The 25,368-nt window shown below is 70.3% G+C and carries 25 protein-coding genes; 23 read left to right on the top strand and 2 right to left on the bottom strand.

What is annotated here, in order from left to right; all coding sequences use genetic code 11:
* Positions 1-761 precede the first annotated feature (761 nt).
* Genes priA through A4X16_RS11910 form a run of 3 tightly spaced genes read left to right on the top strand, consistent with a single transcriptional unit; the run spans position 762 to position 2,749 of the window.
* Positions 762-1,508 (top strand): bifunctional 1-(5-phosphoribosyl)-5-((5-phosphoribosylamino)methylideneamino)imidazole-4-carboxamide isomerase/phosphoribosylanthranilate isomerase PriA, encoded by a 747-nt coding sequence (priA, locus tag A4X16_RS11900; protein ID WP_067120822.1) that lies wholly within the window; start codon positions 762-764, stop codon positions 1,506-1,508.
* Positions 1,492-2,313: an SseB family protein gene (locus tag A4X16_RS11905; protein WP_067120824.1), complete on the top strand. Its 822-nt coding sequence runs from the start codon at positions 1,492-1,494 to the stop codon at positions 2,311-2,313. Before priA ends, A4X16_RS11905 begins: the two co-directional genes overlap by 17 nt.
* Positions 2,314-2,356: 43 nt before the next feature.
* Positions 2,357-2,749, top strand: coding sequence for a hypothetical protein (locus A4X16_RS11910; protein ID WP_157560162.1), 393 nt, complete (start codon positions 2,357-2,359; stop codon positions 2,747-2,749).
* 168 nt (positions 2,750-2,917) lie between these two features.
* Here the strand turns inward: A4X16_RS11910 and A4X16_RS11915 are convergent, their stop codons facing one another.
* Positions 2,918-3,316 (bottom strand): DUF1844 domain-containing protein, encoded by a 399-nt coding sequence (locus A4X16_RS11915; RefSeq protein WP_067120828.1) that lies wholly within the window; start codon positions 3,314-3,316, stop codon positions 2,918-2,920.
* Between the two features lie 232 nt (positions 3,317-3,548).
* Between A4X16_RS11915 and infC the strand changes: the two genes are divergently transcribed.
* From infC to argH, 20 genes are all read left to right on the top strand, one after another.
* Positions 3,549-4,187, top strand: a complete 639-nt coding sequence (gene infC / locus A4X16_RS11920; RefSeq protein WP_082914437.1) for a translation initiation factor IF-3 — start codon at positions 3,549-3,551, stop codon at positions 4,185-4,187.
* A gap of 71 nt (positions 4,188-4,258) precedes the next feature.
* On the top strand, positions 4,259-4,453 hold the full coding sequence (rpmI, locus tag A4X16_RS11925) for a 50S ribosomal protein L35 (RefSeq protein WP_025105280.1): 195 nt from the start codon (positions 4,259-4,261) through the stop codon (positions 4,451-4,453).
* Positions 4,454-4,484: 31 nt separating this feature from the next.
* A complete protein-coding gene (gene rplT, locus A4X16_RS11930) occupies positions 4,485-4,871 on the top strand; it encodes a 50S ribosomal protein L20 (RefSeq protein ID WP_067120830.1) in 387 nt (128 codons plus the stop codon).
* 103 nt (positions 4,872-4,974) lie between these two features.
* On the top strand, positions 4,975-5,787 hold the full coding sequence (locus A4X16_RS11935) for a TrmH family RNA methyltransferase (protein ID WP_067120866.1): 813 nt from the start codon (positions 4,975-4,977) through the stop codon (positions 5,785-5,787).
* An 89-nt stretch (positions 5,788-5,876) separates the two neighbouring features.
* Positions 5,877-6,545: a response regulator transcription factor gene (locus A4X16_RS11940; protein ID WP_067120832.1), complete on the top strand. Its 669-nt coding sequence runs from the start codon at positions 5,877-5,879 to the stop codon at positions 6,543-6,545.
* 6 nt (positions 6,546-6,551) lie between these two features.
* Complete coding sequence (locus A4X16_RS11945) at positions 6,552-7,928, top strand: sensor histidine kinase (RefSeq protein WP_067120834.1); 1,377 nt, start codon at positions 6,552-6,554, stop codon at positions 7,926-7,928.
* Complete coding sequence (locus A4X16_RS11950) at positions 7,925-8,902, top strand: TAXI family TRAP transporter solute-binding subunit (RefSeq protein WP_067120835.1); 978 nt, start codon at positions 7,925-7,927, stop codon at positions 8,900-8,902. Before A4X16_RS11945 ends, A4X16_RS11950 begins: the two co-directional genes overlap by 4 nt.
* Before the next feature lie 353 nt (positions 8,903-9,255).
* The gene (locus A4X16_RS11955; protein ID WP_067120868.1) at positions 9,256-10,002 is read left to right on the top strand and encodes an amino acid ABC transporter ATP-binding protein; all 747 of its coding nucleotides are present in this window, start codon (positions 9,256-9,258) and stop codon (positions 10,000-10,002) included.
* Positions 10,003-10,051: 49 nt separating this feature from the next.
* On the top strand, positions 10,052-10,957 hold the full coding sequence (locus A4X16_RS11960) for a glutamate ABC transporter substrate-binding protein (RefSeq protein ID WP_067120836.1): 906 nt from the start codon (positions 10,052-10,054) through the stop codon (positions 10,955-10,957).
* A 63-nt stretch (positions 10,958-11,020) separates the two neighbouring features.
* Positions 11,021-11,668: an amino acid ABC transporter permease gene (locus A4X16_RS11965; RefSeq protein ID WP_067120837.1), complete on the top strand. Its 648-nt coding sequence runs from the start codon at positions 11,021-11,023 to the stop codon at positions 11,666-11,668.
* The gene (locus A4X16_RS11970) at positions 11,665-12,621 is read left to right on the top strand and encodes an amino acid ABC transporter permease (RefSeq protein WP_067120870.1); all 957 of its coding nucleotides are present in this window, start codon (positions 11,665-11,667) and stop codon (positions 12,619-12,621) included. The genes A4X16_RS11965 and A4X16_RS11970 overlap by 4 nt, the downstream gene beginning before the upstream one ends.
* A 33-nt stretch (positions 12,622-12,654) precedes the next feature.
* Positions 12,655-13,695, top strand: a complete 1,041-nt coding sequence (pheS, locus tag A4X16_RS11975) for a phenylalanine--tRNA ligase subunit alpha (protein WP_067120839.1) — start codon at positions 12,655-12,657, stop codon at positions 13,693-13,695.
* Positions 13,695-16,199 (top strand): phenylalanine--tRNA ligase subunit beta, encoded by a 2,505-nt coding sequence (pheT, locus tag A4X16_RS11980; protein ID WP_067120841.1) that lies wholly within the window; start codon positions 13,695-13,697, stop codon positions 16,197-16,199. Before pheS ends, pheT begins: the two co-directional genes overlap by 1 nt.
* 63 nt (positions 16,200-16,262) lie before the next feature.
* Positions 16,263-17,228, top strand: coding sequence for an NAD-dependent epimerase/dehydratase family protein (locus tag A4X16_RS11985; protein WP_067120842.1), 966 nt, complete (start codon positions 16,263-16,265; stop codon positions 17,226-17,228).
* Between the two features lie 258 nt (positions 17,229-17,486).
* Positions 17,487-18,557 carry an N-acetyl-gamma-glutamyl-phosphate reductase gene (argC, locus tag A4X16_RS11990; RefSeq protein ID WP_067120844.1) on the top strand — a complete coding sequence of 357 codons (1,071 nt, stop codon included), beginning with the start codon at positions 17,487-17,489 and terminating at the stop codon, positions 18,555-18,557.
* Positions 18,554-19,711, top strand: a complete 1,158-nt coding sequence (argJ, locus tag A4X16_RS11995; RefSeq protein ID WP_067120846.1) for a bifunctional glutamate N-acetyltransferase/amino-acid acetyltransferase ArgJ — start codon at positions 18,554-18,556, stop codon at positions 19,709-19,711. Before argC ends, argJ begins: the two co-directional genes overlap by 4 nt.
* Entirely contained in the window at positions 19,708-20,625 is a 918-nt protein-coding gene (gene argB, locus A4X16_RS12000; RefSeq protein ID WP_067120848.1) for an acetylglutamate kinase, read from the top strand. The genes argJ and argB overlap by 4 nt, the downstream gene beginning before the upstream one ends.
* The gene (locus A4X16_RS12005; RefSeq protein ID WP_067120850.1) at positions 20,622-21,833 is read left to right on the top strand and encodes an acetylornithine transaminase; all 1,212 of its coding nucleotides are present in this window, start codon (positions 20,622-20,624) and stop codon (positions 21,831-21,833) included. Before argB ends, A4X16_RS12005 begins: the two co-directional genes overlap by 4 nt.
* Positions 21,830-22,759, top strand: coding sequence for an ornithine carbamoyltransferase (gene argF / locus A4X16_RS12010; protein WP_067120852.1), 930 nt, complete (start codon positions 21,830-21,832; stop codon positions 22,757-22,759). Before A4X16_RS12005 ends, argF begins: the two co-directional genes overlap by 4 nt.
* A complete protein-coding gene (gene argH, locus A4X16_RS12015; RefSeq protein ID WP_067120854.1) occupies positions 22,759-24,189 on the top strand; it encodes an argininosuccinate lyase in 1,431 nt (476 codons plus the stop codon). Before argF ends, argH begins: the two co-directional genes overlap by 1 nt.
* 140 nt (positions 24,190-24,329) lie before the next feature.
* Here argH and A4X16_RS12020 read toward each other — a convergent pair whose 3' ends face one another.
* Positions 24,330-25,154, bottom strand: coding sequence for an endonuclease domain-containing protein (locus A4X16_RS12020; protein ID WP_082914436.1), 825 nt, complete (start codon positions 25,152-25,154; stop codon positions 24,330-24,332).
* Between the last annotated feature and the right edge of the window lie 214 nt (positions 25,155-25,368).

The following is a 25,368-nucleotide window of genomic DNA, read 5'->3' on the forward strand; positions in this document are numbered from 1 at the left end:
GGGTGGGGCTGGGGCAGAGGAGCGGGAGCGGGAGCCGGTGCCGGGGCCGTCTGCACCCGGACGGGAGCCGTATCGGGTGCGGGAGGCCGGACGGCGGTGGGGACGCCGGATGCTCCCCCGGGAGCGGCGACCGCCGGTGCTCGATCGGGCGACGCGGATTCGGGCGACGCGGATCCGGTCGACGCGGATCCGGTCGACGCCGGCGCGACGAATGTCGGTGAACCGGGCAGTGGTGGAGCAGGCTCGGCCGCCCCGGGCACCGGGGACGCGGGCTTCGGGGGTGCTGCGGGAGCGACCGGTGCGGCCTGTACCGGAGGTGTCGCCGGTGCGGCGGGTGCCGGAGTCGCGACCGGATCGGGCGTCGGCGGGGTCGGCGGCGCCGAGATGACGGGACGAGGCGCGGATGCCGCTGCCGCTGCGGCGGCCCGGGTGAGGGGCACAGCCGGTGGTGCCGGGACGACCGGCGACGGAGCGGGGGCCGGCGGGGTCGGCCCGGCGGAAGCGGTCCGAGCCCGCTCGTCGGTCGCGGGGGCGTCCGGACCCTCGGCGGGAGTCGGGGTGCCCCGTCGCAGGGGTCCGCCTCCTCGCGGTTCCGCATCGCGCATCATCGACCATCTCCTCACGAACCGAGTACGTGTGTTCGAGGCTACCGCGTGGTGCCCGTCGATCATGGCGGTCATCAGTTTGAGGCCGGACGACACGCGGGCTAGTGTCGATTCTCGTGCCGATGAATCGGCGCTCCCATCTCACCTGAGGACGTCATGAACGACTTCGCGCAGTCCCCCTCTCTCACCCTGCTCCCGGCCGTCGATGTGGCCGGTGGCAAGGCGGTTCGTCTCACCCAGGGCGAGGCCGGCACCGAGACCAGCTACGGCGACCCGCTCGACGCCGCAGGGGAGTGGGTCGCGCAGGGCGCGAAGTGGATCCACCTCGTCGACCTGGACGCCGCCTTCGGGCGCGGGAGCAACGCGCCGATCCTCCGCAAGGTGATCAAGCAGTTCCGCACCGTGAGCGTCGAGCTCTCCGGAGGCATCCGCGACGATGCGACGCTCGAGGCCGCGCTCGAGAGCGGCGCGAGCCGCATCAACCTCGGCACCGCGGCGCTCGAGAACCCCGAGTGGGCGGCGGATGTCATCGGGCGCTACGGCGAGGCGATCGCGGTCGGGCTCGATGTGCGCGGCACGACCCTCGCCGCGCGCGGATGGACCAAGGAGGGCGGCGATCTCTGGGAGGTGCTCGACCGCCTCGAGGATGCCGGGTGCAGCCGCTACGTGGTGACCGACGTCACCAAGGACGGAACCCTCAAGGGCCCGAACCTCGAGCTCCTGCGCGAGGTGACCTCGCGCACGCCGAAGCCGGTCGTCGCCTCCGGGGGCATCTCGAACCTCGACGACATCGCCGCGCTCCGTGATCTCGTGCCGCTGGGCGTCGAGGGCGCGATCGTCGGCAAGGCGCTGTACGCCGGTGCCTTCACGCTCGCTGAGGCGCTGGATGTCGCCGGAGACTGACGGCGCCCGCGATCACGGCCCCCAGGGTCATGATCCGCACGGCCGAGCCTCCGCGCCCGGCGACTCCGCAGGCGTCCCCTGGGAGGGACGGAGCTTCGAGTCGAATCCGCACGCGGCCGACGACGGATCCGCCGATCCGGCGCTGCTCTCCGCGCTCCTCGGATTCCGAGCGGGAACGGGGTCGCAGGCGGACGTGGTCGATGCGTTCCGCGGCGCACGGGTGCTGATTCCGCTGATCGCCGAGAAGGGCGAGGAAGGCGTCGCGCCGAGCGGCCTGGCGGTGGACAAGACGCAGGAGCTCTCGATCGTGACCGTGGCGGCTCCCGACGGGCGCCGCGTGCAGCCCGTCTTCTCGTCCGTCGACGCGATGCAGCGGTGGGACGCGTCCGCGCGCCCGATCCCGGTCGCGGCCACGCGCGCGGCTCTCGCTGCATCCGCGGAGGACACCGACCTCATCGTCCTGGATCCCACGTCGGAGACCGAGTTCGTGATCCGCCGGCCCGCTGTCTGGGCGATCGCGCAGGGACAGCCGTGGGAGCCCAGCTTCCTGTCGCCGGAGGTCTTCCGCGCCCTGCAGGAGAGTGTGGCGCACGAGCTCGCCGTCATCGACGTCGCCGTGGCCGCCGGAGATCCGGATGCCCGTCTGCGGGGTCCCGAGCTCGTCGTCGTCCTCGAGCTCGTCGACGGCCTCGAGCGCGAGGTCCTCGACGCGGTGCTCGCGCGTCTCGCTCAGCGCTGGGCGGCGGACGATCGCATCGCGGTGCTCGCCGACTCCCTCACGGTGAAGCTCCGCCGCTCCGCCTGACGGCTCTCGCGCGTGCCGCAGACGGCTTCGCTAGGGTGGCGGCATGCGGAGAGCAGCGATCGCGGTGGCCGGTCTGGTCTGCGCCCTGCTGCTTCCGGGTTGCGCCTCCGCCTGCCCGGCGATCGGGTGGAACAACGCCCTGACGATCGACTCGTCGGCATACGGACCGGACGTGTTCGTCCAGGTGTGCTCGGATGCCGGCTGCTCGGCGGCCCCGGGTGCGGCGCCGACGCCGCAGACGGACTTCTCGGTCCCCGCGCAGGGCGACGCGGGCACCTTCTCGTTCGGCTTCGCCGCTCCCGAACAGATCACGGTCCGGGTCCACGACAGCGCCGGCATCCTTCTCTCGGAGTCCGAGGAGACGGTCGACTGGACGCACTCGCCGGGTCCGTGCGGCGGTCCCTCGACGGCTGCGCCGCTCGTCCTCACCCCCTGACCCCTCGTGCGTCCTCGCCGAGGTCAGCGGGCCCCGACGGATGCGACTAGAGGGCGGAGGGATGCTCTGCTGAGGAGAATCGGGAGGGGCCCACGAAGTGGGAGGGTCCCCGCTCTTCTCCTCAGCAGAGCTTCCCGGAGCCCGAAACGCCGCGGACCGAGCAAGGGCCTAGTTGACCGGCCCCGTCCACTTCTCGCCCGGACCCTTGCCGATCGGATCGGGGATGGGGGAGGCTTCCCGGAACGCGAGCTGGAGGGAACGGAGCCCGTCGCGCAGCGAGCGCGCGTGCATGTCGCTGATCTCAGGGGCGCCCGCGGTGATGAGTCCGGCGAGGGCGTTGATGAGCTTGCGCGCCTCGTCGAGGTCGAGCTGGGCCGCCGCATCCGGGTCGTCGGCGAGGCCGAGCTTGACGGCCGCGGCGCTCATCAGGTGCACGGCCGCAGTCGTGATCACCTCGACGGCGGGCACATCGGCGATGTCCCGGGTGGCGGATGATGCCGCCTCCTCCTGCCGTGCCCAGCGCTCTTCGCGCTCGCGTGCAGCCTCGTCCGGTACCTGGTTCGTCACTTCGCCTTGCCTTCTGTTAGACTTTGTCGGGCTCCGGAGCGTCATGCTCCGGCACGAAAGAGGATTCACTTCCCACCCGCGCTTGCCGTTCCAGGCTACCGGGTCTTGCACTCCGCCGGATCGCGTCGTCAGATGCGTCCGGTAGCGAGGGTGCGAAGCCGGCATCTGAACGCCGGTGGGTGGGGGACGACTCCGATTTCGCCCGGGATGCCGACAGCATCCTGGTGGCCGAATCCCATCGTCTAAGGAGTTCCGCATCAGCGATCCCCGCACCAATGAGCGCATCCGCGTCCCCGAGGTCCGCCTCGTCGGCCCCGCGGGTGAGCAGATCGGCGTCGTCCGCATCGAGGCGGCGCTGCGCCTTGCGCAGGAAGCCGACCTCGACCTCGTCGAGGTCGCACCCAACTCGAAGCCGCCCGTGGTCAAGATCATGGATTACGGCAAGTTCAAGTACGAAGCCGCCCAGAAGGAGAAGGAAGCTCGCCGCAACCAGGCGAACACCATCCTCAAGGAGGTCCGCTTCCGCCTGAAGATCGAGGCGCACGACTACACGACGAAGCTCAAGCGCGCCGAGGGCTTCCTCAAGGCCGGAGACAAGGTCAAGGCCATGATCCTGTTCCGCGGCCGCGAGCAGTCGCGCCCCGAGCAGGGTGTGCGTCTGCTGCGCAAGTTCGCCGAGGACGTCGCCGAGCTGGGAACGGTCGAGTCGAACCCGACCATCGACGGTCGCAACATGGTGATGATCGTGGCTCCGCTGAAGAGCAAGTCCGAGGCGAAGCAGGAGCAGAACGCGGTGCGCGCCGCGAACAAGCAGGCCGCGCGCAGCGCCAAGACCGACGCGAATGCTCCCGCGGAGGCCGCCGCGGAGTGATCCGCCCCCCAGACTCCCGCACCGCGGGTTGACACCGTCGCCTGAGAAGGCGCCATACGAAGGAAGAGAAGATGCCGAAGCAGAAGACCCACTCGGGTGCTAAGAAGCGCTTCAAGATCACCGGCAGCGGCAAGCTGAAGAAGCAGCAGGCCGGCATGCGCCACAACCTCGAGCACAAGTCGAGCCGTCGCACGCGCCGCCTGAACCAGGACCAGGTGCTCGCGAAGGCCGACTTCAAGGTCGCGAAGAAGCTTCTCGGTCGCTGAGCGCCCGAACGCAGAATAGGAACACAGGAAAATGGCAAGAGTCAAGCGGGCAGTAAACGCCCACAAGAAGCGCCGGGTCATCCTCGAGCGCGCCTCCGGCTACCGCGGTCAGCGTTCGCGCCTCTACCGCAAGGCCAAGGAGCAGGTCATCCACTCCCTGGTCTACTCGTACCGGGACCGTCGCAAGCGCAAGGGCGACTTCCGTCGTCTCTGGATCCAGCGCATCAACGCTGCGGCACGCCAGAACGGCATCACGTACAACCGCTTCATCCAGGGCCTCGGCCTCGCGGGTGTCACGGTCGACCGTCGCATGCTCGCCGACCTCGCGATCAACGACGCAGCGACGTTCACGACGCTGGTCGAGACGGCCAAGAAGGCTCTGCCCTCTGACGTCAACGCTCCGAAGTCGGCTGCGTAAGCAGCTCGTCGTCGCACAGAGGACGCTCTCCTTCGGGAGGGCGTCCTCTGTCGTTCACCGCCCGTTGCACGGGGGAACGGCTGCGGTTCTCTAGACTGTGATCGTGCTGGAGAACCCCCGCTCCCCCCGAGTCCGAGCCGTCGCGAAGCTGACCAAGCGCAGCGCGCGAACCGAGACCGGCCTGTACCTCCTCGAGGGTCCGCAGGCCGTGCGTGAAGCCCTCACCTACAGTCCGGAGGCGATCGTCGAGCTCTTCGCGACGCCGAACGGATGGGAGAGGCACTCCGACATCCGCGCGAAGGCGACGGATGCCGGAGTCGAGGTCGAATACGTCACCGAGTACGTCCTGAACGCGATGGCGGACACCGTCACCCCGCAGGGACTCGTCGCCGTCGTGCGGCAGACTCCGACGTCGGTGCGCGACATCTTCGCCGGCGCTCCTCGTCTCGTCGCCATCTGCGAGGAGATCCGCGACCCCGGCAACCTCGGCACCATCATCAGGGCCGCGGATGCCGCCGGCGCGGATGCCGTCGTGCTCACCGGTCGCACGGTGGATCCGTACAACCCCAAGGTCGTGCGCGCCACCACGGGGTCGCTGTTCCACCTGCCGGTGTCGGTCGGCGCCGACCTCGCCGAGGTCGTCGAGCGCGCCCATGCCGCGGGACTCCGCGTGCTCGCCGCCGATGTCAAGGGCGACGACCTCCTGCAGGCGCGCGCCGATGGCCTGCTCGCGGAACCCACCGCCTGGCTGTTCGGGAACGAGGCGCACGGACTGGAGGACGAGGCGCTGGGTCTCGCCGACCGGGTCCTGCGGCTTCCGATCTTCGGCCGTGCGGAGTCGCTGAATCTCGCGACCGCGGCGAGCGTGTGCCTGTACGAGAGCGCGTTCGCCCAGCGCGCGACCGCGCTGTCCTGACGCGGAGGCGCTCACGGCGCCGCGGCATCCCCATCCCGTCCTCGCTGATAGGTTGGTCCCTGCGTCAGCGGAGAAGGAGACCGGAGTCGATGCGGATTCTGATCGTGGAGGATGACGAGCGCGTCGCCGCCGCGCTCGATGCCTTCCTGGTGCGGTCGGGCTACGCGACCGTCCGCGCGGCCGACGGAGCCTCGGCGCTCACGATGCTCGGAGCCGACACCGAGGTGGTGCTGCTCGATCTCGGCCTGCCCGACACCGACGGCATCGACCTCTGCCGTCGCATCCGCGGACGCTCCGACGTCCCCATCGTCATCGTGACCGCGCGCAACCAGGTCACCGAGCGCATCAAGGGGCTCCGTGCGGGGGCCGACGACTTCGTCGTGAAGCCGTACGACGTGCACGAGCTCCTCGCCCGCATCGAGGCGGTCACGCGACGAGCGCGGCCCGTCCATCCCGAATCGGAGGCGCGCGTGCGAGTGCAGGACGGCGCCGTGGAGATCGACCTCGTCGCGCGGCAGCTGCTGATCGACCGGATGCCGGTGGAGCTGACCCGCAAGGAGTTCGACATCGTGGCGATGCTCGCGCGGTATCCCGGCGTGGCGGTGCCGAAGGAGCGTCTCATCCGGGAGGTGTGGAACACCGACTGGCGGGGATTCGGCCATTCCCTCGAGGTGCACGTCGGCGCCATCCGGAAGAAGGCGGGGCAGCAGCGCCTCATCGAGACGGTGCGCGGCGTCGGCTACCGTCTGGCCGGCTGATCCGTCATGCGCCGTCGCCTCGTCATCGTCTTCTTCGTGCCCCTCCTGGCGATCCTCCTGTGCCTCGGCGGTGCCACGGCGTGGAGCGCGACCCGCAGCATCCAACAGGCGTTCTACACCGAGCAGCTCGGCGACCTCGGGTACTTCGTGACCAGCGCCAGGCAGGCACTGCGGTCGGGGAGCCCCGCGGTGATCGACGCGGAGGCGCAGCGCTTCCGCGAGGTGTACGGGATCGACGTCGTGGTGTTCGACCTCTCGGGAGGTGTGTGGGCGTCAGGCGACCGCGAGGTGGGGGTGCTCGGCGAGGAGGAGGCGGCGCGGGTGGGGCTCGCGCTCTCGGGGCGTCGGGCTGAGGCCCCGGCACCCGTGTTCCCCTGGAGCGCCGCGGACTCGTCCCTGGTGGAGCCGGTGTTCGACGACGGCGACGTCATCGGAGCCGTCATGGTCTCGGCCGACGTGGCCGCCCCGCGGACCGAGATGCTTCGGCAGATCATCGTGCTGTCGGTCGTCGCCGTGGTCTCGATCCTCCTCGGCGTGCTCCTCATCCTGCAGTTGTCGCGCTGGGTGCTGTCTCCCGTGCGCCGCCTGGACGACGCGATGGTCGCGATCGAACGGGGAGCGATGGACACGAGGGTCGCGGAGGACACGGGCCCTCCGGAGCTCCGTCGGATGACCCGGGTGTTCAACGGGATGGCGGATGAGATCGAGCGGGTGATGACCAGGCAACAGGAGTTCGCGCTCAACGCATCGCACGAGCTGCGCAACCCGCTGAACGCGCTGCTCCTGCGGGTCGAGCACCTGGCGACCGGCCTCGGCGAGGAGTGGCGCGACGATGTCGAGGAGACCCGCGAGGAAGGGCGACGCATGGTCCGGATCCTCGAGACGCTGCTGGGACTGGCGCGCGGAGGGCGGCCGGAGACGACCGTGGCGGAGGTCGATCTCGACGCGGTGGCCACGAGGCGCGTGGAGGCGTGGCGGGAGGTCGCGGCACGACGCGGGATCCTCCTGCGCTCGACGGGCCGGGCTGCGGTGCTGAGCATCACGGATCGCACGATCGTCGAGAGCGCGCTCGACGCCGTGATCGACAACGCCGTGAAGTACTCGCCCGCGGGATCGGCGATCGATGTCGAGGCGACCGTCGTCGACGACCTCTGCTGTGTGGCAGTGCGCGACGAGGGGCCCGGTCTGACTCGCGAGGAGGTGGCGTTCGCGACCGACCGGTTCTGGCGCAGCGACGAGACCGGCGACACTCCGGGGTCCGGGCTCGGGCTGGCCATCGCCACCGACCTGCTCGCTGTGATCGGCGGACGACTCAGCGTCGAGGCGCGGGACGGCGGCGGGCTGCAGGTCTCCCTTCTCATCCCGGTCGGAGGCGACTCATGACGACGAGGCGCGTCACGGTGTCGCGTCGCGCGGGCGCGGTCTGCGCGGCGGCGGTGGTGGTCCTGGCGGCGCTCGTCGGCTGCAGCCCCCGGGCTGCGGACTGGGCGAACGAACGCTACGCCATCTCGGGCGGTGGACACGACGGCGTGTACGACGCCTACGGCACGGGGCTCGCGACCGAGCTCTCGTCGGACCTCGACGTGCGGATGACAGCCGTCGAGTCCGCGGGGTCGGTGGACAACCTCCTCCGGGTGAGCGCCGGCGACGCGCTGCTCGGCTTCGCGCAGGGGGATGCGGCGGCGGATGCGGTGGCGGGAGCGGGCGCGTTCGCCGAGCCCCTGCCGGTGCGCGCCATCGCCCGCCTCTACGACGAGTATCTGCACGTCGTCGTCCGTCGGGACTCCGACATCGACGACATCACCGAGCTCGCGGGAAGGAGGGTGTCCCTCGGCGCGGAGAACTCCGGAGTCACGGTGATCGCCGCCCGCGTCCTGGACGCGGCCGACGTCGACGTCGCCTCGGTGGATGACCCTCAGCTCGGCCTCGCCGCGTCGATCGCCGCGCTGGAGGCATCCGAGATCGACGGGTTCTTCTGGGTCGGCGGCATCCCGACACCGGGCATCGCGGAACTCGCGGAGACGACCCCGGTGCGGCTCCTGCCTGTCGCCCAGTCCTGGGTGAACCGCGTCAACGAGCGCTACTCGTACGCCTACCGTCCGTCCGACCTTCCCATGGGCCTCTACGGGCTCGAGGCGTCGGAATCGACCATGGCGGTGCCGAACTACCTCGTGACCGCGGCCGGCACGCCGGACGCGATCGTGAGGGACGTGCTCACGGTGCTGTTCGAGTCGCGCGCGCGGATCGCCGACACGGCACCCGCCGCCGCGCTGCTCGACAGGACGCAGGCCATCTTCACCGCGCCCGTGCCGCTGCATCCCGGGGCCGTCGAGTACTACCGGGACCAGCGGGACTGACGACTCAAGAAATCCTCAAGAAGTTCTCATCCGCCCCCTCGGCTCTGACAATCTGGGGTTCGATCGCGCACGATTCGACGGAGAATCCCGATGCCACAGGGCCGACGCCTTCCCGCAGGTGCAGGTTCCGTCATCCCTTCGTCTCCGCTCGCGATCGGATCCGATCGGAGGCTTGCCGCCGCGTTCCGCCTGGGGGAGGAGCGAGGGGGCAGGGGCGCCCCCACGGTTCGCGGGGGCGGACCGTGGGGCATTCCGTCGCCCGACGGAGACCACCCGGCCCCGTGATTACGAACGTGTAAATGTCGACCCGCCTGCTGGAGCCGCGTCAATGACGTGGCTAGTTTGGAGAAATGATGACCTCTGGTAAGCCCCTCGTCGTGGTCGACAACGTTCAGAAGCACTACGGCGACTTCCAGGCGCTCACGGATATCGACCTCACGGTGAACTCCGGCGAGGTCGTGGTCGTGATCGGTCCGTCCGGTTCGGGGAAGTCCACCCTCTGCCGCACGATCAACCGCCTCGAGACGATCACGAGCGGCACGATCAGCATCGACGGCAAGGCGCTCCCCGCCGAGGGCAAGGGGCTGGCGAACCTGCGCGCCGACGTCGGCATGGTCTTCCAGTCGTTCAACCTGTTCGCCCACCTGACGATCCTCGAGAACGTCACGCTCGGCCCGATCAAGGTCCGTGGGATGAAGAAGGCGGATGCCGAGAAGGAGGCGCTCGCGCTCCTCGACCGCGTCGGCGTGGCGAAGCAGGCGTCGAAGCTGCCCGCTCAGCTCTCCGGCGGCCAGCAGCAGCGCGTCGCCATCGCCCGCGCCCTGGCCATGCATCCGAAGGTGATGCTGTTCGACGAGCCCACCAGCGCGCTCGACCCCGAGATGATCAACGAGGTGCTCGACGTCATGGTCGAGCTCGCCCAGGAGGGCATGACGATGATCGTCGTCACCCACGAGATGGGCTTCGCCCGCAAGGCGGCCGACCGCGTCGTGTTCATGGCCGACGGTCAGATCGTCGAGGAGGCGACGCCCGAGGAGTTCTTCACGAACCCGAAGAGCGATCGCGCCAAGGACTTCCTGTCGAAGCTCCTGACGCACTGACGCCCCACACCACAGACCCTGCATCCACAGCACACGAAGGAGACGCACCATGCGACGCACACGGACACTGGCGGGAATCGGGATCGCGGCGGCAGCGCTGCTCGCCCTGACCGCCTGCAACAGCGGCAGCCCGTCCAACCCCGGAGGAGGCACCGGCGGCGATGAGGGCGGCGAGGACTCGACCTGGTTCGAGGTCGCGAGCGACGTCCAGCTCGAGGGCAGCCCCACATTCGACGCCATCCAGGAGCGCGACAAGGTCGTCATCGGGGTCAAGGAGGACCAGCCCGGTCTCGGCTACCTCGACGTCACGACCAACGAGCGCACCGGCTTCGACGTCGACATCGCCCGCTGGATCGCGGCGTCGCTGGGCTACGACGAGGACAAGATCGAGTTCAAGGCGATCGCCTCCGCGAACCGCGAGCAGGCGATCGTGAACGGCGACATCGACTACTACGTCGGCACGTACTCGATCACGGACAAGCGCAAGGAGCAGATCGCCTTCGCCGGACCGTACTTCATCACCGGTCAGGGCCTGCTCGTCGGCACCGACAGCGACATCGAGAGCGAGGCCGACCTCGGCCCCGACACGACGGTGTGCTCGGCGACCGGTTCGACGCCGATCCAGAACATCCGCACCAACTACCCGGAGGTGCCGACCAAGGAGTTCGACCTGTACTCGGCCTGCGTCGAGGCGCTGCTGTCGGGGGAGGTCCAGGCGGTCACCACCGACCAGGCCATCCTCATCGGCTACGCGGCCCAGGACCCGGACAACCTCATGGTGGTCGGCGAGCCCTTCACCGAGGAGCGCTACGGTGTCGGCCTCGCGAAGGACGACACCGCCCTTCAGGAGCACATCAACACGCTGTTCACGGACGGCGGCGACATCTGGCAGGCGATCTTCGACGCGAACCTCGGCTCGTCGGGCATCGAAGTCACGCAGCCCGCAGTCGACTGATCGACTCGAGAGGGCGGCTGGATCCAGCCGCCCTCTCCTCGAATACCTGAAGGGGAGGGTGGCGTGGACGTCATCTTCGGCAACACCGATCTCTGGGGCAAGGCCCTCGGGAACACCGTGCTGATCTTCTTCGGCGGCGGTGTCCTCGCCCTCATGATCGGCATCATCGTCGGCGCGATGAGAGTCTCGCCCGTGCCGATCGCGCGCGGCGTCGGCACCGTCTACGTGAACCTCATCCGGAACACCCCGCTGACGCTCGTCTTCTTCTTCTTCATCTTCGGCTACCCGCAGCTCGGGCTGCCGAAGCTCAGCACCACCGTCCTCGGCATCCTCGCCATCGGCATCTACACCGCGACCTACGTCGCGGAGGTGCTGCGCGCCGGGATCAACACCGTCCCGGTCGGGCAGGCGGAGGCCGCGCGAGCGATCGGCCTCCCGTTCGGCCAGGTGATGACCCTCGTGGTCCTGCCGCAGGCGTTCCGCTCGGTCGTCCCGCCCATGATGAGCGTCTTCATCGCGCTGCTCAAGAACACCACCGTGGCCGCGGGCTTCTCGGTGCTCGAGCTCGGCGCGATCCGCTCCTACCTCAGCGAGCGCGGCGAGAACGCCCTCGTCGTCCTGCTCTGGGTCGCCGCGATCTTCGTCGCCCTCGTGCTGCTGCTCAGCTGGCTCCAGCGCTATCTCGAGAACAAGTGGAGGATCGCGCGATGACTTCCGTCCTGTACGACGTCCCCGGGCCGAAGGCCATCCTGCGCAACCGGCTCCTCGGCGTGGCGACGGTCGTCGTCGTGCTCGCGCTGCTCGGGTTCATCGGCTACCGCTTCTACGAGACCGGCCAGTTCGACGCCTCCCGGTGGTACGTCTTCACCTTCAGCGCCGTGTGGACGCAGATCTTCGGCGCCCTCGGTCGCACCCTCGCCGCCTTCGCGCTCGCCGGCCTGCTCAGCCTGATCCTCGGGTTCGTCCTCGCGATCGGGCGCCTGTCCGATCACGCATGGGTGCGCGTGCCGGTCACCGTCATCACCGAGATCTTCCGGGCGGTCCCGGTGCTCGTGCTGATGATGCTGCTCTACTACGGCCTCCCGGTGGTCGGCGTGAAGATGGAGCCGTACTGGGCCGTCGTCCTCGCGCTCATGGCCTACAACGGTTCGGTGCTCGCCGAGGTGCTGCGCGCCGGCGTCGAGTCGCTGCCGCGCGGACAGAAGGAGGCCGGCTTCGCGATCGGTCTCCGCAAGAGCGGGGTGATGCGCCTCATCCTCCTGCCGCAGGCGATCAGGGCCATGCTCCCGGTCATCGTCGCGCAACTCGTCGTGACCCTCAAGGACACCGCGCTCGGGTTCATCATCACCTACCCGGAGCTGCTGTACTTCGCGAAGCAGCTGACCTCGCAGCAGGGGCGTCCCGTGCTGCAGTCCGCGTTCGTGATCGGCGGCATCTACATCGTCATGTGCCTGATCCTCTCGGGCATCGCGCGCTACATCGAGATCCGCACGCGCCGCTCGCCCAAGCTGCGCGGCGGCGGCGCGCCGGTCGGCGGCGGCCCCGCCGGCGGACCGGATCCGCGCCAGCACGAGGAAGGCACGAACACCGAGCTCATCGCGATGCAGCGCGGTGCCGGCAAGGTCGACGGGACCAACACCGGCGCGGGCGCGGGCGGGGTCTGATCCCGCCACCGCGCGCCGGTAGACTCGACTCTCGTGTCTGAGTCTCCCGAAATCACCCCGGAAGCGGTCGAAGCCGCTGTCGCGGCGGCCCTCGAAGCCATCGCCGCGGCCGCCGACACCGCCGAGCTGAAGTCCGCTCGCGCCGCGCACGTCGCAGACGGATCGCCGCTGGCGGTCCTCAACGCGTCGATGCGTCAGGTCGCACCCGAGAACAAGGCGGCGTTCGGCAAGCTCGTCGGCCAGGGACGCGGCCGCGTCACCCAGGCGCTGGCGGCCAAGGAGTCGGAGCTCGCCGCGGCGGAGGTCGCCGCACGGCTCGAGGCCGAGCGCGTGGACATCACCGCGGTACCGTCTCGCACGCGCGTCGGCGCCCGGCATCCGCTCACCCTGCTCAGCGAGCAGATCTCCGACATCTTCGTCGGCATGGGGTGGGAGATCGCCGAAGGGCCCGAGCTCGAGCACGAGTGGTTCAACTTCGACGCCCTGAACTTCGATGTGGATCACCCCGCTCGTCAGGAGCAGGACACGTTCTACGTCGACCCGACGTCGCGTCATCTTGTGATGCGCACGCACACGAGCCCCGTTCAGGTGCGCTCGATGCTCGACCGCGAGGTGCCGATCTACGTGCTGTGCCCGGGCCGGGTGTACCGCACCGACGAGTTCGACGCCACCCACCTGCCGGTCTTCACGCAGTTCGAGGGCCTCGTGATCGACAAGGGCATCTCGATGGCCCACCTCAAGGGCACGCTGGACCACGTCGCGCGGCAGCTGTTCGGGCCGGAGGCGAAGACGCGCTTCCGCACCAATTTCTTCCCGTTCACCGAGCCCTCCGCCGAGCTCGACCTGTGGCACCCGACCTTCAAGGGCGGTGCCCGGTGGATCGAGTGGGGCGGATGCGGCATGGTCGCCCCGAACGTGCTCCGCGCCGCGGGCATCGATCCGGACGTGTACAGCGGATTCGCATTCGGCATGGGCGTCGAGCGCGCGCTCATGTTCCGCAGCGATGTGCAGGACATGCGCGACATGGCCGAGGGTGATATCCGATTCAGCGAGCAGTACGGGATGGTGGTGTGATGCGCGTCCCGCTTTCGTGGTTGCGTGAGTACGTCGATGTGGCAGCGGATGCCACTCCGGAGGACGTCCTCGCGGCACTCGTGACCGTCGGGTTCGAGGAGGAGGACGTCCACCGCTTCGAGATCACCGGTCCGGTGGTCGTCGGCCAGGTCGTCTCGCTCGAGCCCGAGGCCCAGTCGAACGGCAAGACCATCAACTGGTGCCAGGTCGACGTCGGGGAGGCGAACGGCGGCGTGCGAGGCATCGTCTGCGGCGCCCACAACTTCGTCGTCGGCGACAAGGTCGTCGTGACGCTGCCGGGTGCCGTGCTGCCCGGTCCGTTCCCGATCGCCGCCCGCAAGACCTACGGACACGTCTCCGACGGCATGATCGCCTCGGCACGCGAGCTCGGTCTGGGCGACGAGCACAACGGCATCCTCGTGCTCTCCGACCTCGGGATAGACGCTCCCGTCGGCACCGACGCGATCGCCCTGCTGGGTCTCGACGACGTGGCGGTGGAGATCAACGTCACTCCCGACCGCGGCTACGCGTTCTCGCTGCGCGGCGTCGCTCGCGAGTACTCGCACGCCACCGGCGCGGACTTCCGCGACCCCGCGGAGCGCGACTTCGCCGAGCTCCAGCCGGGAACGGGGCACACGACGATCGTGGACGACACCGCGCCCGTGCGCGGCCGGATCGGTGCGAGCGAGTTCGTCACCCGCGTCGTGCGCGGCGTGGACCCGGCGCGGCCCACGCCGCCCTGGATGATCGCCCGTCTCTCGCTGGCCGGCATGCGCTCGCTCGGCATCCTCATCGACATCACGAACTACGTCATGCTCGAGCTCGGCCAGCCCCTGCACGGCTATGACCTCGACAAGCTCGCCGGCGGGATCACGGTGCGCCGCGCCACGCCCGGCGAGAGGATGACGACCCTCGACGGTCAGGAGCGCACGCTCCACGTCGAGGACCTGCTCATCACCGACGACTCCGGACCGATCGGTCTGGCGGGCGTCATGGGCGGCGGCACGACCGAGATGAGCGGGACGACGCAGAACGTCCTCATCGAGGCCGCGACCTTCGACCCCGTGACGATCGCGCGCACGGCGCGGCGCCACAAGCTCCCGAGCGAGGCGTCCAAGCGCTTCGAGCGCGGAGTGGACCCGCTCATCCCGTTCGTGGCGGCCCGCCGCGCCGCCGACCTCATGGTCGAGCTCGCGGGCGGAACACTCACCGACGAGGGCGGCGCGCTGTTCGCCGAGGTCTTCGTCGCCGACATCGAGCTGCCGCGCGGCTTCGTCCGGGCTCTCATCGGCGTGGACTACACCGATGCCGAGATCGAGGACGCCCTCACGAGGATCGGCACCGAGGTGACGGCGACGGATGCCGGGTGGACGGTCATCCCGCCGACCTGGCGACCCGATCTCACCGACAAGTGGTCGTTGGCCGAGGAGGTCGCCCGGATCCACGGTCTCGACCGCATCCCCTCGGTGCTGCCGACCCCGCCCTCCGGGCGCGGTCTCACCGTCTTCCAGCAGGGACGCCGCCGCGTCGCCAACGCCCTGGCGGCCGCGGGCCTGGTGGAGACCCCGTCGTTCCCGTTCACGACCGAGGCGCAGAACGACCTCCACGGATCGGCGTCCGGCGAGCACCTGCCCAGCATCCGCCTGGCGAACCCGCTCGACGGGTCCGCGCCGTTCCTGCGACGTTCGCTGATCCCGGGACTGCTGCAGACCGCGCACCGCAACATCTCGCGCGGCCTCACCGATCTCGCCCTGTTCGAGACGGGGACGGTCTTCCTGCCGGAGCCCGGCGTCGTCTACGGCACCGACGATGTCCCCCCGCTGGGCGTGCGCCCGTCGGATGAGACGCTCGCCGAGCTGAACGCGTCGATCCCCCCGCAGCACAACCACGTGGCGGTCCTGCTCACCGGCAACGTGGTGGCGCGCCAGCCCGGTCGTGCCGCGGAGGCGGCCGGCCTGTCCGAGGCGCTGGACGCGGTGCGCGTCATCGGCGCCGCGGCCGGCGTCGAGATCGAGGTGCGCCAGTCGCAGCGTGCCGCCCTGCACCCGGGACGGACCGGCGTGCTCGCCGTCGGCGAGGTCGAGGTCGGCTACGTCGGCGAACTGCACCCCGACGTCGCCGCCGCCGCGGATCTCCCCGGCCGGGCGACGGTCGTGGAGCTCGACCTCGACGGCATCCTCGATCTCGCCGGGGCGCAGTCCATCGCCGCGTCGCTGTCGACCTTCCCGGCAGCGACGCAGGACGTCTCGCTCGTCGTCGCGGCAGAGGTCTCGGCGGGCGAGGTGCGTGCCGCGCTGGTGGAGGGCGCGGGCTCCATGCTCGAGTCCGCCCGCCTCGTCGACGACTACCGCGGCGAGGGCGTGCCCGACGGGGAGAAGAGCCTGACGTTCGCCCTGCGCTTCCGCGCGGAGGACCGCACCCTGACCGCGGCCGAGGCCACGGAGGCGAAGCTCGCCGGCGTCGAGGTCGCCGCCGAGCGCTTCGGTGCGACGATCCGCGACTGAGAGGGCATCCGCTCTCGGCGGAAGGGGCTTCCGTCACGACGCGAATGCTGATGGCATGAGCGCATGACAGATGTGCTGATCCTCGGGGGCACGGGCTGGCTGTCCGGTCGCATCGCCCGGCGGCTCCTCGTCGACGGGGCGACCGTCCTGTGTCTCGCGAGAGGCGGACGGCCGTCCCCGGAGGGGGCGAGCCTCATGATCGCCGACCGCGACGCTCCCGACGCCTACGATCTGGTCTCCGGCCGCGACTGGGATCACGTGATCGACGTCTCGTCGCGGGCCGACCACGTGCAGGCGGCCGTGCGCGCCCTGGGCGACCAGGCGGCGCGGTGGACCTTCGTGTCCTCGGTGTCGGTCTACTCCGACGACGAGACGGCGGGCGCGGACGAGTCCGCGCCGCGGCATCCGCCCGCGCAGAGCAGCGACGACGACTACGGGCGTCAGAAGGTCGCGGCGGAGGACGCCGTCCGCGCCCTCGGCGCGCGGGCGCTCATCGTCAGGCCGGGTCTGATCGCGGGGGAGGGGGACCCGAGCGACCGCTTCGGATACTGGGCGGCCGCCCTGCTGCGCGCCGGCGACGAGCCGGTGCTCGCTCCGCGCTCGGAGGGGCGTTCGGTGCAGGTCGTCGACGTGGACGACCTGGCGGACTTCATCGCGACCACAGCGGCCACCGGCGCGATCAACGCCGTCGGTGACGAGCATCCGCTGGGTCATGTGCTGGACGCCATCCGCCGCGCGACCCGGCACCGCGGCGACCTCGTGCTCGCGGACGACGACTGGCTCGTCGGCCACGACGTCCGGCACTGGGCCGGAGACCGATCGCTGCCCCTCTGGCTGCCCGCTGAGATGGCCGGCTTCATGAGCCGGTCGAACGCGTCCTTCCGCGCTGCCGGCAGCGAACCGCGTCCCCTCGACGACACGATCGCCGCGGTCGTCGCCGACGAGGACGCCAGGGGAGTCGAGCGTCCGAGACGCGCGGGACTCACGCGCGAGGACGAGATCGCCCTCCTCCGTCTCCTCGCTGTGTGACGAGCCGGATTTGCACCGGCCGCGCGGGCCGCGCTATCGTCGCGGCATGTCCTCGGCCCTCACCGCTTCTCTGACGCTCGCTTCGAGCGTCATCGCTGTGCGCCGACGCCGCGGCGGCCGCCGACTCTAGGCGACCCCGCGCTCTCTCGTGTCCGCACGACGGTCGAGCGCCGAGTCGCCGCCTCCGGCCCGACACCCTCCTGACCCGACGCGCTCCGGCGCCCTTCGGCGCAGGACCCCGACCGTTAAGGTAGAAGCATGACGTATTCCGTCGCCGTCTCCGGCGCCTCCGGCTACGCGGGCGGCGAGATCCTGCGCCTTCTCGCGGCTCACCCCGACATCGAGATCCGGACCGTCACGGCCCATTCGAACGCCGGCCAGCCCCTGATCCAGCAGCAGCCGCACCTGCGGTCGCTCGCGCACCTCACCCTGCAGGAGACGACGCCCGAGACCCTGGCCGGGCACGACATCGTCTTCCTCGCGCTCCCGCACGGACAGTCCGGACAGTACACGGACGCGCTCGGGGCGACCCCCCTCGTGATCGATGCGGGCGCGGACCACCGCCTCACCTCGCAGGGCGCGTGGGACGACTTCTACGGCGGGGACTTCCACGAGCCGTGGGCCTACGGCGTTCCCGAACTGCTCGTCGGCGGCGTCAAGCAGCGCGAGGTCCTGCGAGGGGCATCGCGCATCGCCGCCCCCGGATGCAACGCCTCCACCGTGAGCCTGAGTCTCGCGCCGGGCGTGGCCGCCGGCGTGATCGACCCCGCCGACATCGTCTCGGTACTGGCGGTCGGCCCGTCCGGAGCGGGACGGAGCCTCAAGACGAATCTGCTCGCGAGCGAGATCCTGGGCACGGCGAACCCGTATGCGGTCGGCGGCACCCACCGGCACATCCCCGAGATCAGGCAGGCGCTCGCCGCCGCCGCGCCGTCGACAGGCCAGGGAGTCGACCCCGCCGACGGCGTCCGCATCTCCTTCACGCCGGTGATCGTGCCGATGTCGCGGGGGATCCTCGCGACATCGAGCGCCCCGATCGTCGGCGACGCCAGCGACGCCGACATCCGCGCGGCGTGGGAGCAGGCGTACGGCGACGAGACGTTCGTGCAGCTGCTGCCGGCCGGGGAGTTCCCTCGCACGGCCGACGTCCTCGGCGCGAACACCGCGCTGGTCGGCCTCGCGATCGACCGCCCCGCCGGCCGGGTCACGGTCGTCACCGCGGTCGACAACCTCGTGAAGGGCACCGCCGGCGCCGCCATCCAGTCCATGAACCTCGCGCTGGGGCTGCCCGAGTCCCGCGCCCTCTCGCTGAACGGAGTCGCGCCATGAGCGTCACCGCCCCCGCAGGATTCGAGGCGGCCGGAGTCGCCGCCGGTCTCAAGTCGACCGGCAAGCCCGATGTCGCCGTGGTCGTCAACCGCGGCCCGCGCAAGGTCGGCGCCGCCGTCTTCACGAGCAACCGCGCCAAGGCGAACCCCATCATCTGGTCGCAGCAGGCCGTCGCCGACCGCGTCGTCGAGGCGGTCGTGCTGAACTCCGGCGGCGCCAACTGCTTCACCGGGTCGTTCGGATTCCAGACGACGCACCAGACCGCCGAAAAGGCCGCCGAGCTGCTGGGCGTCAGCGCCGGTGACGTGCTCGTGTGCTCGACCGGGCTGATCGGGGTCGGCGACGAGGTGTTCCGGGGCAAGGTCCTCGCCGGCACCGAGCAGGCGATCGGCGAGCTGTCGACCGACGGAGGCGCCGTCGCGGCCGAGGCGATCATGACGACCGACAGCGTCTCGAAGACCGCTGTCGTCTCGCGCGACGGATGGACGATCGGCGGCATGGCGAAGGGCGCGGGCATGCTCGCTCCCGGCCTCGCGACGATGCTCGTCGTCATCACGACGGATGCCGTGCTCGAGCCCCTCGAGGCCGATGCCGCCCTGCGCGCAGCCACGGGCACCACCTTCGACCGTCTGGACTCCGACGGCTGCATGTCGACGAACGACCAGGTCACCCTGCTCGCCAACGGGGCGTCGGAGGTCGTCCCCGATCTCGACGACTTCGGCGCCGCGCTGCGCGAGCTGTGCCAGGAGCTCGCGGTGAAGCTGCAGGGGGACGCCGAGGGCGCGAGCCACGACATCACGATCGAGGTCCGGCATGCGGCATCCGAGGGCGAAGCCGTGGAGGTGGGCCGCTCCGTCGCCCGCAACAACCTCTTCAAGGCTGCGATCTTCGGCAACGACCCGAACTGGGGCCGTGTGCTGGCCGCGATCGGCACCACCGGCGCGCAGTTCGACCCCTACGACGTGGACGTGTGGATGAACGGCGTGCGGGTGTGCAGCGAAGGCGGTCCCGATCGTCCGCGCGAAGAGGTCGATCTCACGCCGCGGGCAACGCACCTCGTCATCGATCTCAAGGTGGGCGAGGCCACCGCGACCGTGCTGACGAACGACCTGACGCACGACTACGTCCACGAGAACAGCGCCTACGCCTCATGACCGACATCCAGGACACCACCCCCGACGTCGCCGCTGTCAAGGCGGAGACGCTGATCGAGTCGCTGCCGTGGCTCAAGCGGTTCCGCGACCAGATCGTCGTCGTGAAGTACGGCGGCAACGCCATGGTCTCCGACGAGCTGCAGGAGGCGTTCGCGCAGGACATCGCGTATCTGCGGTACGTGGGCGTGCAGCCGGTCGTCGTGCACGGCGGTGGCCCGCAGATCTCGGACATGCTGCAGCGCCTCGAGATCCCGAGCGAGTTCAAGGGCGGCTACCGCGTCACCAACACCGAGGCGATCAGCGTCGTCCGCATGGTGCTCACCGGTCAGGTGAACCCCCAGCTCGTGTCGAAGATCAACTCGCACGGTCCGATCGCGACAGGCCTGAGCGGCGAGGACGCGGGTCTCTTCGGCGGTCGTCGCCGCGGGGTCGTCGTCGACGGCGAGGAGATCGACCTCGGACGTGTCGGAGACGTCGTCGAGGTCGATCCGACGCCCGTGCTCGACCACCTCGCCGCGGGGCGTGTGCCGGTGGTCTCGAGCATCGCACCCGACCTGGATCACCCGGGGCAGTCGCTCAACGTCAACGCGGACGCCGCCGCCGCCGCCCTGGCCATCGCCCTGGGTGCGCGCAAGCTCGTGATCCTCACGGACGTGCCGGGGCTGTACGCCGACTGGCCGAATCGCGACTCGCTCGTCTCGCACCTCACCTCGGAGGACCTCATCGAGATGCTGCCCGCACTCGAATCGGGGATGATCCCGAAGATGCGGGCATGCCTCGACGCGGTCGAGGGCGGCGTCGACGCCGCCGCGATCATCGACGGACGGGTGCCGCATTCGGTGCTCGTCGAACTCTTCACCAGCAAGGGAATCGGAACAGAAGTGGTCTTGGGAAGCGCAGGGACGAAGGCATGAGCAACTGGCAGGACGACGCGGAGAGCGATCTGATCCTCAACGCGGGACGCCGTCTCGCGCTCCTCACCCGCGGCGAGGGATCGTACCTGTGGGACTCGGAGGGCACGCGCCACCTCGACTTCCTCGCCGGCATCGCGGTGACCTCGCTCGGCCACGCGCATCCGGTGTTCGTGGAGGCCGTGTCCACCCAGGCCGCGACCCTCGCCCACGTCTCGAACTACTTCGCCACGCCGTCGCAGCTCGCGCTCGCCGCACGGCTCAAGCGCCTCGCCGGCGCCGGCATCGACGGACGCGTCTTCTTCTCGAACTCCGGCGCCGAGGCGAACGAGGCGGCGTTCAAGCTCGCACGTCTGCACGGCGGCACCGAGAAGCCGCGCATCCTCGCGCTCGAGAACGGCTTCCACGGACGCACGATGGGGTCGCTCGCCCTCACCGCCAAGGAGTCGATGCGCGCCCCCTTCGAGCCGATGCCCGGCGGCGTGGAGCACATCCCCGCCACGGTCGAGGCGCTCGAAGACGCGATCGACGACCGCGTGGCGGCCGTCATCGTGGAGCCCATCCAGGGAGAGGCCGGCGTCGTCGAGCTGCCGGAGGGATACCTCCAGGCCGCGCGCTCGCTCACCCTGGCGCACGGTGCACTGCTCATCGTCGACGAGATCCAGACCGGGGCGGGGCGCACCGGCGCCTGGTTCGGCTTCAGCCACGAGGGGATCACCCCCGACGCGATCACGCTCGCGAAGGGCATCGGCGGCGGGTTCCCGATCGGGGCGCTCGTGACGTACGGCGCCGCCAGCGACCTGTTCACCCCCGGCTCGCACGGATCGACGTTCGGCGGCAACCCGCTGGCCACGGCCGTGGCCGACGCCGTCCTCGCGGAGATCGAGAACGCGGGGCTCGTCGAGAACGCCGCGCGTCGCGGAGACGAGCTCCGCGAGATCATCCTCGGGATCCGGTCTCCGCTGGTGACGGGGGTCCGCGGACGGGGACTCCTCATCGGCGTCGCGCTCGGCGCACCCGTCGCCGGCGACGTCGTCGCGGCCGCCCAGGAACGCGGACTCATCGTCAACGCCGCCAACCCCGAGACCGTGCGCATCGCGCCCGCGCTCACCATCGGCGACACGGAGCTCGCCGAGTTCCGTGAGCTCTTCACCGCCGCTCTCGCCGACGTCTCGGCATCCCTCACCTCCTCCGGAAAGGCCGACCTGTGACCCGCCACCTCCTGCGTGACGACGACCTGACCCCTGCAGAGCAGGCGGAGATCCTCGATCTCGCCCTCGAGCTGAAGAAGGACCGCTGGGCCAGCAAGGCCCTCGCCGGGCCGCAGACGGTCGCCGTCATCTTCGACAAGTCGTCGACCCGCACCCGCGTCTCGTTCGCGGTGGGGATCGCCGACCTCGGCGGATCGCCCCTCATCATCTCGACCGCCAACAGCCAGCTCGGCGGCAAGGAGACGCCGTCCGACACGGCGCGCGTGCTCGAGCGGCAGGTCGCCGCGATCGTCTGGCGCACCTATGCCCAGGCTGGACTCGAGGAGATGGCCGCCGGCACGACGGTTCCGGTGGTCAACGCGCTGTCCGACGACTTCCACCCGTGCCAGCTGCTCGCCGACCTGCTCACCATCCGCGAGCACAAGGGAGAGCTGAAGGGCCTCACCCTGACGTTCTTCGGCGACGGGCAGAGCAACATGGCCCACTCCTACGCGCTCGCCGGCGTCACCGCAGGGATGCACGTGCGGATCGCCTCGCCGGAGCACTATGCACCGCGCGCCGACGTGGTCGAGGCGGCGGATCGTCGCGCCGCCGAGACCGGCGGGTCCATCACCCTCCTCACCGACCCCGTCGAGGCGGCGGCCGGCGCCGACGTCATCGTCACCGACACCTGGGTGTCGATGGGCAAGGAGGAGGAGAAGCTCGCCCGCATCCGTGACCTCGGCGGCTACAAGGTGACCTCCGAGACGATGGCGATCGCCGACCCCGCGGCGGTCTTCATCCACTGCCTCCCCGCCGACCGCGGATACGAGGTCGACTCCGAGGTGATCGACGGCCCGCAGAGCGTCGTCTGGGATGAGGCGGAGAACCGTCTCCACGCGCAGAAGGCCCTGCTCGTGTGGCTGCTCGGCAAGAAGGACGCGTGATGACCGGTTCGAAGAACGACGGCACCAACGAAGGCGCGCTGTGGGGAGCGCGGTTCGCGAGCGGTCCCTCCGCCGAACTGGTCGAGCTGAGTCGATCGACGCACTTCGACTGGGTGCTCGCGCCCTACGACATCGCGGGCTCGCACGCGCACGCGACGGCGCTCGCCGCGGCCGGGTACCTGGAGCCCGACGAGGCGGAGCGGATGCACGCCGGGCTGGACGCCGTGGCGCGCAGGATCTCTGACGGCAGCCTGAAGCCGGTCCCGTCGGACGAGGACGTGCACGGTGCACTCGAGCAGGCCCTCATCGCGGAGCTCGGCCCTGAGCTCGGAGGTCGACTCCGCGCCGGACGCAGCCGCAACGACCAGATCGCGACGCTCGTGCGGATGTATCTGATCGACCATGCACGCGTGATCGCCCGCGATCTGCTGCGCGTGATCGACGCCCTCGTCGCACAGGCCGAGGCGCACCCCGAGGCGATCCTGCCCGGTCGCACCCACCTGCAGCATGCGCAGCCGGTGCTGCTGGCCCATCACCTGCAGGCGCACGGCTGGCCGCTGGTGCGCGAGCTCGAGCGCCTCGTCGACTGGCGCCGCCGCGCGGGCGTCTCGCCCTACGGCGGGGGAGCGCTGGCGGGATCGACGCTGGGTCTCGACCCGGGGCTCGTCGCGTCGGAACTCGGCCTCGACCGTCCGGCGGAGAACTCCCTCGACGGCACGGCCGCCAGGGACGTCGTGGCGGAGTTCGCCTTCATCGCCGCGATGACGGGAGTGGACCTCTCGCGCCTGAGCGAGGAGATCATCCTCTGGAACACCCGCGAGTTCGGCTTCGTGACGCTTCACGACGGATACTCGACGGGCTCGAGCATCATGCCGCAGAAGAAGAATCCCGACATCGCGGAGCTCGCCCGGGGCAAGTCCGGCCGCCTGATCGGCAACCTGTCCGGCCTGCTCGCGACGCTCAAGGGCCTTCCTCTCGCATACAACCGCGACCTGCAGGAGGACAAGGAGCCGGTCTTCGACTCGGTGCAGACGCTGGAGGTGGTGCTGCCGGCATTCGCGGGCATGATCGCGACACTCCGGTTCGACACCGAGCGGATGGCCGCGCTCGCCCCCCAGGGCTTCTCGCTCGCGACGGACGTGGCCGAGTGGCTCGTCAAGCGCCGCGTGCCGTTCCGCGACGCGCACGAGATCTCGGGCGCGCTCGTGCGGGCCTGCGAGGAGCAGGGGATCGGCCTCGAGGACGCATCGGACGAGCTGCTGCTCTCGGTGTCGCCGCACCTCGTGCCGGAGGTGCGCGAGGTCCTCAGCATCGAGGGTTCCGTGGCATCCCGCACCGGGGTCGGCGGCACAGCTCCCGTGCGCGTCGCCGAGCAGCGGGCCGAGCTCGTCGCCCGGGCTCAGGCCGCCGCGCACGCCCTCGGTCTGTAGCCCCGTCCCGGTTCCCGACCTGCCCGGATCTCCGACCTGTCCGGACGGGAACGGACGGATCACGGAGGGGTGGACGGATCACGGACGATCGAGGTCAGAACGTCCGGCATCCGTCCGGTCATCCGGCATCCGTCCGGTCATCACCGGTGCCGCTCGAGGGCGGCGAGCACGGCGGACTGGACGGTGGGCCAGTCGTGGACGATCTGTGCGTAGTCGAATCGGAGCGTCTCGTACCCGCGACGTGAGGCCGCTGCATCCCTCATGAGGTCTCGATGGCGATTCCCGCCCTCATGATTCTCCCGGCCGTCCGCTTCGATGATGAGTCGTCCGGCGATGACGAAGTCGACGCGGCCCACGTCGGCGATGACCACCTGGCATTCCAAGTGGATTCCGAGGACGTGCAGCCGCAGTCGCAGCAGCGACTCGAGGCCGCTGTCGGCGTCCGGACGCGCGAGGTCGACGAGCCACCGCGCTCGTCGAGGAAGTGCCGCCCTGATCCGTGCTCTGCTCTTCGCCGACAGCAGCCGGAGCTTCCACGCGGATTCGAAGGCGGCGAAGAACGCCTCGTCGCCGGAGCATCGGAGCAGATGCACGAGCGCCGTCTCGATCGGAACCGTGAGGATCGGCGGAGCGCCTCGGTAGTAGTGGGTGACGCATCGGCAGTCCGGGTGTGCGAGCGGATGCTGCGAAGGTGCGAGCCACACGTGTGGTCCTGTGTCGGCCGGCAGCACCCAGACGCCACGCGCACGAAGAGCGCTCGCGCAGGTCAGCGCGCCGCCGTGCGCGGCCGCCTCGCGCAGGGCGGCTGGGACGGGCGCGACCGCGAACACCCCAGGGCGCAGCCGCAGGATGGACCCCTTCCGCACGCACTCGCTCAGCGCCTGTCGAGAGAATCCGAGGCGCTGCAGGTGAGACCCTCGCGCGACGCCACCGAGCCGGATGATCGTGTCTTTCGGAGTGAGCATCCGTCCACGGTGCTGCAGCGGGTGATCGAGCGCGGGGTCGAAAGACGTGATCCGTGGAGAACGGACAGCGGTCCGGTCTCGTGCAGGGGCGGTCGAGCTCCGACGGATCACGGAGGGTCGGACGGATCACGGACGATCGGGGTCAGAACGTCCGTGATCCGTCCGGTCATCCGGCATCCGTCCGCGCCGGGGACAGGGACAGGACGGGACAGGG

The sequence above is a fragment of the Microbacterium sp. H83 genome, from assembly GCF_001650405.1.
Taxonomy (GTDB): domain Bacteria; phylum Actinomycetota; class Actinomycetes; order Actinomycetales; family Microbacteriaceae; genus Microbacterium.